Raw genomic sequence first — 12451 nt, 5'->3', positions numbered from 1 at the left:
TCAGCGCAGGTCGCTGGCTGAAACGACAAACCCCGGCAAACGGCTTGCCGGGGTTCGTTCGATTTAGACGATGATCGAGCCTGGCTCACATCATTCGAAAGCGCCGTGGCAGTGTTTGTACTTCTTGCCGGAGCCGCATGGGCAGGCCTCATTGCGGCTGACCTTGCCCCAGGTGCGCGGATCAGCCGGGTCGCGTTCGGCAGCAGGCACACTGCGCTCGTCATGCTGGTGCTCTGCCCAGGCTGCTTCGTCGAAATCGTTCTCGCCGGTCGTGCCATCGATATGACGGCCGGTCATCGGCGGCAATTCCGGCTCAGGCGGCGCTTCGCGAACGATCTCGACGCGCATCAGCTGCGAGATAACCACTTCGCGCAGATTTGCCAGCATCGACTGGAACAGCTCGAAAGCTTCGGTCTTGTATTCGTTCAGCGGGTCGCGCTGGGCATAGCCGCGGAAGCCAACGACGGAGCGCAGATGGTCGAGATTGACCAGATGCTCGCGCCAGAGATTGTCGAGCGACTGCATGATGACCGACTTCTCGACATAGGTCATGATCTGCGGGCCGAAGCGTTCGGCCTTTTCGGCAGCAGCCTTGTCGGCGGCTTCCTTGATGCGGTTCTCGAACTCTTCTTCCGCGATGCCTTCTTCCTTGGCCCACTCCTCGATCGGCAGGTCGAGATTGAGCTTGGAGATGATGTCTTCCTTCAGGCCAGCGATATCCCACTTTTCCGCATAAGCGTCCTTCGGGATGCGGAGCGCAACCATGTCCTCGATGACCTCATGGCGCATTTCGCTGACGGTCTCGGTCAGGTCTTCTTCATCCATCATTTCCAGACGCTGTTCGAAGATCACCTTGCGCTGATCGTTCATGACGTCGTCGTATTTCAGAAGGTTCTTGCGGATTTCGAAGTTGCGGGCCTCGACCTTCTTCTGTGCCTTTTCAAGCGCCTTGTTGATCCAGGGGTGGACGATGGCTTCATCTTCCTTGAGGCCGAGCTTCTGCAACATGCTGTCCATGCGGTCGGAACCGAAGATGCGCATCAGGTCGTCCTGCAGCGACAGGAAGAACTTCGAGCGGCCCGGATCGCCCTGACGGCCTGAACGGCCACGCAGCTGGTTGTCGATGCGGCGGCTTTCATGGCGCTCGGTGGCGAGAACGTAAAGCCCGCCTGCGGCCAGAGCCTTTTCCTTCAGTTGAGCAATGTCGGCCTTGATCGCCGCAATTCTGGCATCACGCTCCGGACCTTCCGGCACATCGGCAAGTTCCTGCCGGACGCGCATTTCCAGATTGCCGCCGAGCTGAATGTCGGTGCCGCGACCGGCCATGTTGGTGGCGATGGTGACGGTTCCCGGCACACCGGCCTGCGCAATGATATAGGCTTCCTGCTCGTGATAACGGGCGTTCAGAACCTGAAAGTCCTTGATGCCTTCCTTGCGAAGACGTTCGGCCAGCTGTTCCGACTTTTCGATCGAGGTCGTGCCGACGAGGATCGGCTGGCCCTTTTCGTGCGAGGCGCGGATATCGCGCACGATGGCGCGGTATTTTTCTTCGACGGTACGATAGACTTCGTCGTCTTCGTCGATGCGCTGCACGGGCAGATTGGTCGGGATCTCAAGGACTTCGAGGCCGTAAATATTGCCGAATTCTTCCGCTTCCGTCGCAGCCGTGCCGGTCATGCCCGACAGCTTGTTGTACATGCGGAAATAGTTCTGGAAGGTGATCGAGGCCAGCGTCTGGTTTTCCGGCTGGATGGTCACATGTTCCTTGGCTTCCAGCGCCTGGTGCAGGCCTTCCGAATAACGGCGGCCGGGCATCATGCGGCCGGTGAATTCATCGATGATGACGATTTCGTCATTGCGGACGATATAGTCCTTGTCGCGCTGGAACAGCTTGTGCGCACGCAGCGCGTTGTTCAGGTGGTGAACGACCGCGACGTTCTCGATGTCGTAGAGGCTTTCACCCTTGAGGTGGCCCGCAGCTTCCAGAAGCTGCTCGACCTTCTCGGTGCCGACTTCGGTAAAGATGGCGGTCTTCTGCTTCTCGTCGATTTCAAAATCTTCCGGCTCCAGGGCTGGAATGAAGGTGTCGATGAGATTGTAGAAATCCGAACGGTCTTCCAGCGGGCCGGAAATGATGAGCGGCGTGCGGGCCTCGTCGATGAGGATCGAGTCCACTTCGTCGACGATGGCGTAATTGTGCGGGCGCTGCACCATTTGGGCGCGCTCATACTTCATGTTGTCGCGCAGATAGTCGAAGCCCAGCTCGTTGTTGGTGCCATAGGTGATGTCGCAGGCATAGGCCGCGCGGCGCTCATCGTCGTCAAGACCGTGCTTGATGACGCCGACGGTCAGGCCGAGGAAGTTGTAGAGCCTGCCCATGGTTTCGGCGTCGCGGCTGGCGAGGTAATCGTTCACCGTCACCACGTGCACGCCCTTGCCCTCAAGAGCATTGAGGTAGACCGGCAGGGTCGCCATCAGGGTCTTGCCTTCACCGGTACGCATTTCGGCAATGCCGCGTTCGTGCAGAACCATGCCGCCGATCAGCTGCACGTCAAACGGGCGCATGCCAAGCACGCGCTTGGCGGCTTCACGCGCGGTCGCGAAAGCGTCTGGCAGAAGAGAGTCGAGCGTTTTGCCCTCAGCCAGCGCCGCACGGAATTCGGCGGTCTTGGCCTGCAATTGCTCATCGCTAAGATTTTCGTAATTCTTCTCGATAGCAGTAATTTGATTGGCCCGCTGGCGCAGGGTTTTCACGCGGCGGTCATTGGATGAACCGAATATCTTGCGGGCGAGGCCGCCAAAGCTGACCATCACTGGTCCTTTCCTGTCCGTTCAGCCGGAAGCGCTTCCGGCAATGTCGAATGCTTTATTCACGCGTATTGAAACAATTGCAAGAAAACTGCACTGCGAAAGCTGCCAGATACGGCGCTTTTCCGGCGCAATTCCCCCGCCCCTTACTGGACGTAAAGCCGAAGGACAGATAAGAGGGGCTTCGGGCGATGTCAACGTTGCTCTAAAGGCTCGAAATCCTTTCCTTTGTCGTAATATTGGAGGTATCCGGGCCAAATTCTGCCGCATTCATCGGGCCGGTAAGCGGTCACGAAGGAGAGAATTCCATATGAAAGCCATTCTGAAAGCCCCTTATCGCAAGGCTCTCGCAGTCGTCGGCATGTCTCTGGCGGCCTCGGTGGCGCTGGCAGGCTACACAGGCGCCGCATTCGCTCAGGATGCCGGAAAGCCTGCTGCTGCACCGGCTGCTGCTCCCGCAGAAAAGGAAGATCCGTCCAAGGTTCTGGCGACCGTCAACGGCAAGGACATTACCGTCGGTGAAGTTGACCAGGCTGCAGGCGATCTCGATCCGCAGTTCTCGCGCCTTCCTGCCGAGCAGCGCCGTCTGGCTGCGCTCGCTGCCCTGATCGACATCAAGGCAATGGCTGGTGAAGCGGAAAAGGAAAAGCTCGATCAGTCTTCGGAATTCAAGAATCGCATGGAATTCCTGCGCGAACGCGCACTCCATAACGAATATTTCAAGGATGCCGTTGTCGACAAGATCAGCGATGACGATGTGCGGGCCCGCTACGACAAGGAAATCGCGGCCATGCCACCGCAGGTGGAAGTGCGTGCCCGTCACATCCTCGTGAAGACCAAGGAAGAAGCCGAGGCCATCATCAAGAAGCTTGCAGGCGGCGCCAAGTTCGAGGAGCTCGCCAAGGAAAGCTCGACCGACGGCACTGCAGCCAATGGCGGCGATCTCGGTTACTTTGCCGAAGGCCAGATGGTTCCGGAATTTGAAAAGGCCGCTTTTGCGTTGAAGCCGGGCGAATACACCAAGGAGCCGGTCCAGACCCAGTTCGGCTTTCACGTGATCCAGCTCGAAGACCGTCGCACAAAGCAGCCTCCGGCATTCGATCAGGTCAAGGACCAGATCCGTTCGATCATCATGCGCGAGCGTTATGTCGAAACCGTCAAGAAGCTGCGTGACGGCATGAAGATCGACTACAAGGACCCGACTGTCGAGAAAGCCATGAAGGACGCCGCCGCTGCCCAGGAAGGCGCGGACCAGGGTGATGCGCCCGAAGAGGCTGCTCCGCAGCAGTAAATTTCGCTTCAAAGCATCAACGCCCCGGCTTGCCGGGGCGTTTTTTATTTCGATCCTGCGTTTCCCGCTTGATTTTGGGCTGCAAACCTTTCCAATGCGGCAACACCAAACCGAATATCCTTCGAGGCACCTATGTCCGCGTCTGTTTCTCCGCTCGCTCCAAAACATTACCCCGCAATGCCGGTCGTCCATGGCGTCCGTATTGCCACCGCTGCCGCCGGTATCAAATACAAGGGACGAACGGATGTGATGCTGATGGTGTTCGACCGCCCGGCTGAGGCTGCAGGCGTTTTCACCCGTTCGCTTTGCCCGTCGGCGCCTGTCGATTTCTGCCGCCGCAATCTCGTGCACGGAAAGGCGCGTGCGGTGGTGGTCAATTCCGGCAACGCCAATGCCTTTACCGGCGTCAAGGGTCGCCAGGCCACGGAAGCAACGGCTGAAGCCGCCGCCAAGGCCGTCGGCTGCGCCACGACTGATGTCTTTCTCGCTTCAACCGGCGTGATCGGCGAACCGCTCGATGCGACTAAGTTCGCGCATCTGCTCGGCGATATGAACAAGGATGCGGTTGAAGATTTCTGGACTGAAGCCGCCAAGGCGATCATGACCACGGATACCTATCCCAAGGTCGCGACCGAAACGGTGCTGCTCGGTCAGGTGCCTGTCACGATCAACGGCATCGCCAAGGGTGCAGGCATGATTGCGCCGGATATGGCGACGATGCTTTCCTTTGTCGTCACCGACGCGCCGATCAAGGCTGAAGTGTTGCAGAGCCTGCTCTCCAAGGGCGTTGGCTCAACGTTCAATGCGGTGACGGTGGATAGCGACACATCCACGTCGGATACGCTGATGCTGTTTGCCACCGGTACGGCGGCGGAACGCGGCGCGCCGGAAATTACCGATCCCGCCGACAAGCGCCTTGGCGAATTCAAGAAGGCGCTGGGGCGTCTCCTGAAGTCGCTGGCGTTGCAGGTCGTGCGCGACGGCGAAGGTGCGCGCAAAATGGTGGAAGTCGAAGTGACCGGCGCAAAGTCCGCAGCTTCCGCTAAGAAGATCGCGCTTTCCATCGCTAATTCGCCGCTGGTCAAGACGGCCGTTGCCGGTGAAGACGCCAATTGGGGCCGCGTGGTCATGGCTGTCGGCAAGGCCGGCGAGCCTGCCGACCGCGACCTGCTGGCGATCTGGTTCGGCGATATTCGCGTTGCGTATCAGGGCGAGCGCGATCCGGCTTATTCGGAAGAAGCGACGTCTGCCTATATGCAGGGCGAGGATATTCGCATCCGTGTCGATCTGGGGTTGGGCAAGGGCAAGGCAACCGTCTGGACCTGCGATCTCACCAAGGAATATGTAGCGATCAACGGCGATTACAGAAGCTAGGCTCGCGATATTCGGGTTCCAGCGGCCTGCAAATAGCACTCTTTTGTGCCTTCGGTGCTCAAAGAGCACTGTTTTCGGCACGCTGTCTTCCCGAATCTCATCGAGCCTGAGCGCTCAATCCGTCATCGTTTGAGGAGTTTATTGTGCCAAGTCTTGCCATCGTTCGCCAACTGGAAGCCGTCGGCTTTCGCGCCTGGCCCGCGACGTCCGTCCACTATGACGGTACATGGGCGATACGCATGACCGCGGCGCATCCATCCCGGCGTCTCAACTCGATCAATCCGCTCGATCCCGGCGATACGCGCGATATTCCAACGCGCGTGGAGCTGGCGGCGCAGCGTTTTCGCGCCTATGGCCGCGTTCCCTGTTTCCGGCTTTCCCCGCTCGCGCCGCGCGAGCTTGAGGATTATCTGGAAGGGCTTGGCTGGAAGCGCCGCGATGAAACCATCGTGATGACCGCGAAACTGGAAAAACTCGATCTGTCGGGTGCTATCGACCAGATCCCCTTGAAGGATATAGGGCGCTTCGTGGATGCCTCGCTTTCCATCCATGAAAGGCCGCAGGAGATGCGGCCCGGATTTTCCGAACTCCTCAACAGCGTCCGCCCGAACAAGGGCATGTTCGTTCTGGAGGAAGGCGGACGCGCTGTGTCCAACCTGCTTTGCGTGCAGGACGGCGCAATGGCGGGTCTGTTCGATGTCGGAACCCGGCCTGACGCAAGGCGCAAGGGCTATGGGCAAGCGATTGTCGGTTCTGCGCTCAAATGGGCGGCCAAGCTCGGCGCAAAGACGGCATGGCTGCAAATCGAGGCAGACAATGTGGCCGGGCTTGCGCTCTATGAGAGCTTCGGTTTTCAGGAAGCCTATCGCTATGCCTATCGGGAGAGCAACGAGAAATGACCGAGGTGAAGGGACGCCGCATTCTGTTGGTCGCGGCTTGCGCGCTGGTCGATTCGGATGGCCGGGTTCTGCTGACCCAGCGCCCGGAAGGCAAGCAGCTTGCCGGGCTGTGGGAATTTCCCGGCGGCAAGGTGGAGCCGGGCGAGACTCCCGAAGAAACGCTGATCCGCGAATTGCAGGAAGAAATCGGCATTGTCACGAAAGCGGCCTGCCTCGCGCCGCTGACATTTGCCAGCCACACCTATGATGACTTCCATCTGCTCATGCCGCTCTATGTCTGCCGCCGTTATGAAGGCATTGCGAGAGGGCTCGAAGGGCAAGCGCTGAAATGGGTTCGCCCGAAGGATATGCGCGACTATCCGATGCCGCCAGCCGACGAACCATTGATCCCGTTTTTGCTCGATCTTCTGTAGGGGAGCCTGTCCACAACTGTGGAAAAAGGTTGGCAATTTCTTACGATTCCGCTGGCCGGTTAATCTATGATTCACTCCGCTGAGGCATTCTCGTTCAAGAGCTGCCCCGGAGTCTTGAAGCATGAGTTTCGACAACAATTATTTCAGTGCCGACCACAACGAATATACGGCCAAGCCGCTAACCAAGGCTGGTCGTGGAATCCTGCGCGTTGTGCTGTTGTTCGGCTCTGCCGTTGTCGCTCTGGCTCTCATTATCGTGCCGGTTCTCAACGATCAGGCAAACAAGGTTGCAGCCCAATCAGTGCTTCCAGACGGGGTCGACCGTACCATGACCGGTTCGATCAAGCGCAATGTCGACACCCAGCCGCATGCAGCAGGCCAGACCTATACGGTGCGCAAGAGCGTGCTTCAGCCAAGCCCCAATTCCGTCTGCATCATTGAGGCTGACGGCAGTCATCGCGGCGATTGTTAGTTTTCTTTCGCATGTCTCTATTCCAAAACCGGTTCCCACCTTTGGGAGACATGCCTTATTTTTCTTCCGCCTTTTTGAGCGCTTCCGCCAGCGACGCCTTTGCGGAGCCGGGCTTCAATGGCTTCTGCTGCGATTCATGCGGCGCCCAGCCCGATAGCCAGATGATCGAGAACGTGGCGCGGATACGCCCGTCCGGGTCGGAGAAGCGTTCGGCGTAGATTTCTGCGGCACGCACGAAAAGCCGTTTCGAAACCGGCTTCCGGGAACGGTCGCGCAGGATGTTCTGCATGCCCATGGCGCGCAGATCGGCCATCAGGTTGAACAGCGAATCGTAGCGCACCGTGATGTTGTCGACGTCCGTTACGGGCAGGGCGAAGCCTGCACGCTGCAACAGACCGCCCACATCCCGCACATCGGGAAACGGGAAGATGCGGGGTGAGGCGCCGCCCGTCAGTTCGATTTCGGCCTGAAGAAGACTTTCGCGGAGTTCTCCCAGCGTTCCGCTGCCGCTCAAGGCCGCCAGAAAAAGCCCGTCCGGTTTCAGCGCGCGGGCGATCTGCACCATGGTCCCCGGCGTATCGTTTGTCGCGTGCAGCGCCATCAGCGACACCACAAGATCGACGCTGCCGGGCTTCAGCGGAAGTATCTCCTCATCGCCGACAATAGCCGGGAATGGACCTTGCAGAAAATCCCGGTCGCGTTCGATGCGGACAATCATGTCCGCCTTGCCGGACTGCGCAATGGCCGCAGCCGCCGCGCCGGTATGGCCAGCGAGATCGACGGCGACGGGAAAACGGCGCTCCACCGCGTCAAGGCGGTCGCCAAGATCATCGGCAATGCGCTGCAACAGGAAATCCGCGCCGGGTTCGGCGCGCGCAAAGGCGCGGCGGCGAAACGAGAGCAGGAGATCGCGATCGAAGATCGCGCTATCATCGGTCGGCGCAGGCATGGAATTCGTCTTCTCTTTCGAGCAAGGTTCAGTACAATCGTTGCGGGGATAGATGCATTCGAACGGGGGCGAATGCAATGGCAGATGACGATAGAACGCATCAAACCTTTTTGCGCAATGCGGGCGAAAAGCTTCGGCGGCTGGCCGGAACAGCCGTTCGCTCGTCGGCTGACATGTTGTTTCCGCCGACATGCATCGGCTGCCGCATGCATGTGTCCGAGCCGGGAACGCTATGTTCCAAGTGTTGGCCGGAACTGCGCTTTATAGAAAAGCCCTATTGTCCCGTGCTTGGCATACCGTTCAGTCATGATTTCGGGGAGAATTTCATGAGTGCGGAGGCGATCGCCGATCCGCCGCCTTTCCAACGCCTTCGCTCGGCTGTCCTGCATCGTGGAGCGGCACAGCGCATGGCGGTTTCGCTCAAGTTTCACGACCGGACCGATCTGGCACCGTGGATGGCGCGCTGGATGCAGCGTGCGGGGCGCGAATTGCTGGATGAATGCGATGTGATCCTGCCTGTGCCTTTGCATCGCTGGCGTTTCTGGCAGCGCCGTTTCAACCAGTCGGCGGAACTTGCCCGCGCGCTCGCGAAACTGGAGCGGAAACCTTTTGCACCGCAAGGCGTGAAGCGTGTGCGCCGGACCGAGCAGCAGATCGGCCTTGGCATCAAGGAGCGAAAGCGCAATGTGGACGGCGCTTTCCGTGTACCGCAGGAACATGAGATTCATGTTCGCGGGCGTCGGGTTTTGCTGATCGATGACGTCTACACCACCGGCGCAACGGTCAAGGCGGTGACACGCGCCTTGCTGCGTGGCGGCGCGAGAAGCGTTGATGTGCTGACTTTCAGCCGTGTTCTGCCCGATTAAGCCTCGCAACACAGGCTCGTGAAAAGCTTCGGGACTTCCAGATAGCAGCTTTGCCGCTTATATAGGGGGCAAAGAATGGAGTTTTTCATGGTTGACGTTACCATCTACACGCGCCCCGGTTGCCCTTATTGCACCAGGGCCAAGGAATTGCTGACCCGCAAGGGCGTGGAGTTCAATGAAATCAATGCCGGAGCAACTCCGGAATTGCGTGCTGAAATGCAGCAGCGTTCGGGCCGCAATACTTTCCCGCAGATTTTCGTCGGGTCCGTTCACGTTGGCGGTTGCGACGATCTTCACGCGCTGGAAGATCAGGGGAAACTCGATGGCCTGCTCAAGACTGGTCAACTGAACTAAGGTTGTAGGAAAAACCGATGAGCACATTTCGCGCTGCTGCAATACAGATGCGTTCGGGTACCGACGTTGTCCGCAACGTCGAAACCCTCGAAAAATTCGTGGCCGAGGCGGCAGCGAAGGGCGCGGCCTATGTGCAGACGCCGGAAATGACCGGCGCGATGATGCGTGATCGGATTGCCTTCAAGGCGAGCCTTCGCGATGAAGCAAACGACCTTGTTTTCAGGGCGGCTTCGGCATTGGCGGCGAAGCATGGCATCTTCCTGCACATCGGTTCGACGGCCATTGATGCCGGGGATGGCAAGATCGCCAATCGCGCGGGAATTTTCACGCCTGCCGGCGAGAAGCTCGTCACCTATGACAAGATCCATATGTTCGACGTCGATCTGGATAATGGCGAAAGCTGGCGCGAATCAGCGACCTATGAGCCAGGCAGGAATACCGTTATCGCAGAACTGCCTTTTGCAAATATTGGCATGGCGATCTGCTACGATATCCGTTTTCCGCAATTGTTCCGCGCGCAGGCGCTGGCGGGCGCCAATGTGATCACCGGTCCGGCTGCCTTCACCAAACAGACTGGCGAAGCCCACTGGCATATTTTGCAGCGTGCGCGCGCCATCGAGAATGGTGCATTCCTGATTTCTGCTGCGCAGGGCGGTCTGCATGAGGATGGACGCGAGACCTATGGCCATTCGATCATCGTGTCGCCATGGGGCAAAATTCTTGCCGAAGCCGACCATAGCGAGCCCGGTGTAATCCTGGCCGACATCGACGTGATGGAAAGCGCGGCTGCACGCGCCAAGATACCGAACCTGAAGAATGCGCGGGAATTTGACGTCAGCATCGTTTCCGCGAAACAGAAAGAGGATGTGTAAATTCCATGATCCGCTTTTCGCTCCATTGCGATCAGGGCCATGAATTCGAGGGCTGGTTTCGCGACAATGCCGATTTCGACCGTCAGTCGGGAATGAAGCTCGTCGCGTGCCCGGTATGCGATTCGCAAGCTGTCCAGAAATCGTTGATGGCGCCGGCTGTTTCGACAAGCCGCAGCAAGGAAAAGATTGCCATGGCGTTGGGTGACAAGCAAAAGCAGATATTGGACGAGATGCGGGAATTGAGCCGCAAGGTTCGCGAGAATGCGGATTATGTCGGCGATAAATTTGCTGAGGAAGCCCGGAAGATCCATTTCGGCGAAACCGAAACACGTGGCATCTACGGCGAAGCATCGCGCGAAGATGTGCATTCGCTGCTTGAAGACGGTGTCGACGTTCTGCCGCTGCCGGTATTCCCGGAAGACAAGAACTGATTGCCGCACGGAGACGAGGCGCATGAAACTGATGGATTCGGCGCCTTTTTTGCTGATCGCAACCGGCACCTTGCTGGGGCTCATTCTGCCGCTTGGCAAGATCGCGGCGCAGGCGGGTATTCCGCCCGCGATCTGGACCTTCCTGTTCTCGGCAAGTGCCGGAATTATTCTGTTCGCCGTTCTTCGTTTGCAGGGAAAGAAGATCGGCTTTTCAGGCGGGCGGCTGCGTTATTATATCTGCACCGCCTTCATCTCCTATGCCCTGCCCAACCTGCTCATTCTTTCCGCCATTCCGCGCCTTGGCGCGGGTTTTACCGGCATCATGTATACGCTGTCGCCGGTTATCACACTCGTTCTGTCGATGGGGTTTGGCCTGCGGCGTCCCAATGCGCTGGGGATCGGCGGTATAGCCATGGGCTTTATCGGTGCGGTGATGGTGGCGATGACGCGCGGTGAAGTGGGAAAGCCAGCCGATCCCCTGTGGATCGCTGCGGCATTGCTCATTCCGGTATTTCTGGCCATGGGGAACGTCTATCGCACGCTCGACTGGCCGAAAAACTCCGATCCGACCGAGCTTGCAGCGGGAAGCCATCTCGCATCGGCATTGATGCTTTTCGCGGGAATAATTCTGTTTACCGGCCAGTTTCCGATTGAATCGCTTGCATTCGCCCCGTGGGCTGCTTTGGCCCAGTCGATTGCATCGGCGGGCATGTTCGCGCTGTTCTTCCGGCTGCAGGCGGTCGGCGGTCCGGTTTATCTTAGCCAGATCGGCTATGTCGCGGCGGCACTGGGCCTTATCTCAGGAACCCTGTTCCTGGGCGAACACTATCCGCCGCTGACCTGGATCGGTGCGCTGGTCATTTGCGCAGGCGTTGCCATGACAACGCGCGCGCAAAGAGGCTGAGCGCTCGTTTTACGCACATCTTGTCCGAAAACCGTTTTACACTTTTCGGGATGTGCTCTGATCAGGCCGGACGTTCGGCCAGAACCATGTAGTTCACATCGGTATCGCGGGAGCGGCTCCAGCTATCGGCCAGCGGATTATAGGTCACGCCAAGCTTGTCGATGAGCCGCAGGCCGCCTTTCGCAAGAGCTGTTTCCAGCTCTTCCGGGCGCACCAGTTTCTCATATTGGTGCGTGCCGCGCGGCAGCCAGCGCAGCACATATTCCGCGCCGATAATGGCGAGGCCATAGGCTTTCAGCGTGCGGTTGATGGTGGCGACGAACATCAACCCGCCGGGCTTTACCATTTCGCTGGTTGCCGACATGAACAGGTCGACATCGGAAACATGCTCGACCACTTCCATGTTCAGTACTACATCGAATTTTTCCCCGGCTTCAGCCAGCGCTTCCGCGGTCGTGGCGCGGTAGTCGACTTCGACGCCGCTTTGTGCCGCGTGGATTTTCGCCACCTCAATGTTCGTGGTGGAGGCATCTGCTCCGATCACGGTGGCGCCGAGCCGCGCCATCGGCTCGCAGAGAAGCCCGCCGCCGCAGCCGATATCGAGCAGGCGCAGGCCCTCGAAGGGGCGCGGCGTATTGGGATCGCGGTTGAACTTGGCGCAGATCTTTTCCTTGATATAGGCAAGCCGCGTCGGGTTGAACTTATGCAAGGGGCGAAACTTGCCCTGCGGATTCCACCATTCCGCAGCAATGCGCGAAAAATGCTCGATTTCCGAAGCGTCGATGGTGGTGCGGGCTGTCTCGGTCATTTCATTCTCC

The 12451-nt window shown here is 58.7% G+C and carries 13 protein-coding genes; 10 read left to right on the top strand and 3 right to left on the bottom strand.

The features are described 5' to 3' along the window. Nucleotides 1-90: 90 nt before the first annotated feature. Nucleotides 91-2811 (bottom strand): preprotein translocase subunit SecA, encoded by a 2721-nt coding sequence (secA, locus tag AC0TOF_RS08475; RefSeq protein WP_121999976.1) that lies wholly within the window; start codon nucleotides 2809-2811, stop codon nucleotides 91-93. A gap of 307 nt (nucleotides 2812-3118) precedes the next feature. On the opposite strand from secA, the gene AC0TOF_RS08470 reads away from it, so the two are divergent. The 5 genes from AC0TOF_RS08470 to AC0TOF_RS08450 all read left to right on the top strand — a co-directional run bounded on the left by AC0TOF_RS08470 (nucleotide 3119) and on the right by AC0TOF_RS08450 (nucleotide 7257). Continuing rightward, nucleotides 3119-4099: a peptidylprolyl isomerase gene (locus AC0TOF_RS08470; RefSeq protein ID WP_473767897.1), complete on the top strand. Its 981-nt coding sequence runs from the start codon at nucleotides 3119-3121 to the stop codon at nucleotides 4097-4099. 132 nt (nucleotides 4100-4231) lie between these two features. Continuing rightward, nucleotides 4232-5473, top strand: coding sequence for a bifunctional glutamate N-acetyltransferase/amino-acid acetyltransferase ArgJ (gene argJ, locus AC0TOF_RS08465; protein ID WP_473767896.1), 1242 nt, complete (start codon nucleotides 4232-4234; stop codon nucleotides 5471-5473). Nucleotides 5474-5613: 140 nt separating this feature from the next. Then, the gene (locus tag AC0TOF_RS08460; protein WP_473768111.1) at nucleotides 5614-6372 is read left to right on the top strand and encodes a GNAT family N-acetyltransferase; all 759 of its coding nucleotides are present in this window, start codon (nucleotides 5614-5616) and stop codon (nucleotides 6370-6372) included. Next, nucleotides 6369-6785: an 8-oxo-dGTP diphosphatase MutT gene (gene mutT / locus AC0TOF_RS08455; protein ID WP_121982307.1), complete on the top strand. Its 417-nt coding sequence runs from the start codon at nucleotides 6369-6371 to the stop codon at nucleotides 6783-6785. The genes AC0TOF_RS08460 and mutT overlap by 4 nt, the downstream gene beginning before the upstream one ends. A gap of 121 nt (nucleotides 6786-6906) precedes the next feature. Further along, nucleotides 6907-7257 (top strand): hypothetical protein, encoded by a 351-nt coding sequence (locus AC0TOF_RS08450; RefSeq protein WP_473767895.1) that lies wholly within the window; start codon nucleotides 6907-6909, stop codon nucleotides 7255-7257. A gap of 55 nt (nucleotides 7258-7312) precedes the next feature. Here AC0TOF_RS08450 and AC0TOF_RS08445 read toward each other — a convergent pair whose 3' ends face one another. Beyond that, the gene (locus AC0TOF_RS08445) at nucleotides 7313-8206 is read right to left on the bottom strand and encodes a methyltransferase domain-containing protein (protein WP_121999981.1); all 894 of its coding nucleotides are present in this window, start codon (nucleotides 8204-8206) and stop codon (nucleotides 7313-7315) included. 77 nt (nucleotides 8207-8283) lie between these two features. On the opposite strand from AC0TOF_RS08445, the gene AC0TOF_RS08440 reads away from it, so the two are divergent. From AC0TOF_RS08440 to AC0TOF_RS08420, 5 genes are all read left to right on the top strand, one after another. Beyond that, complete coding sequence (locus AC0TOF_RS08440; RefSeq protein WP_473767894.1) at nucleotides 8284-9072, top strand: ComF family protein; 789 nt, start codon at nucleotides 8284-8286, stop codon at nucleotides 9070-9072. An 87-nt stretch (nucleotides 9073-9159) separates the two neighbouring features. Beyond that, a complete protein-coding gene (gene grxC, locus AC0TOF_RS08435; protein ID WP_121999983.1) occupies nucleotides 9160-9426 on the top strand; it encodes a glutaredoxin 3 in 267 nt (88 codons plus the stop codon). 17 nt (nucleotides 9427-9443) lie between these two features. Continuing rightward, nucleotides 9444-10298, top strand: coding sequence for a carbon-nitrogen hydrolase family protein (locus tag AC0TOF_RS08430; RefSeq protein ID WP_473767893.1), 855 nt, complete (start codon nucleotides 9444-9446; stop codon nucleotides 10296-10298). Nucleotides 10299-10303: 5 nt separating this feature from the next. Beyond that, on the top strand, nucleotides 10304-10729 hold the full coding sequence (locus tag AC0TOF_RS08425) for a DUF1178 family protein (protein WP_121999985.1): 426 nt from the start codon (nucleotides 10304-10306) through the stop codon (nucleotides 10727-10729). Nucleotides 10730-10751: 22 nt separating this feature from the next. Beyond that, nucleotides 10752-11633: a DMT family transporter gene (locus AC0TOF_RS08420; RefSeq protein ID WP_473767892.1), complete on the top strand. Its 882-nt coding sequence runs from the start codon at nucleotides 10752-10754 to the stop codon at nucleotides 11631-11633. Between the two features lie 61 nt (nucleotides 11634-11694). Here the strand turns inward: AC0TOF_RS08420 and ubiG are convergent, their stop codons facing one another. Beyond that, entirely contained in the window at nucleotides 11695-12441 is a 747-nt protein-coding gene (gene ubiG / locus AC0TOF_RS08415; protein WP_121999987.1) for a bifunctional 2-polyprenyl-6-hydroxyphenol methylase/3-demethylubiquinol 3-O-methyltransferase UbiG, read from the bottom strand. Between the last annotated feature and the right edge of the window lie 10 nt (nucleotides 12442-12451).

Source organism: Ochrobactrum sp. PL_is501 (genome assembly GCF_055816895.1).
This window is presented reverse-complemented; position numbering and strand designations above follow the sequence as displayed.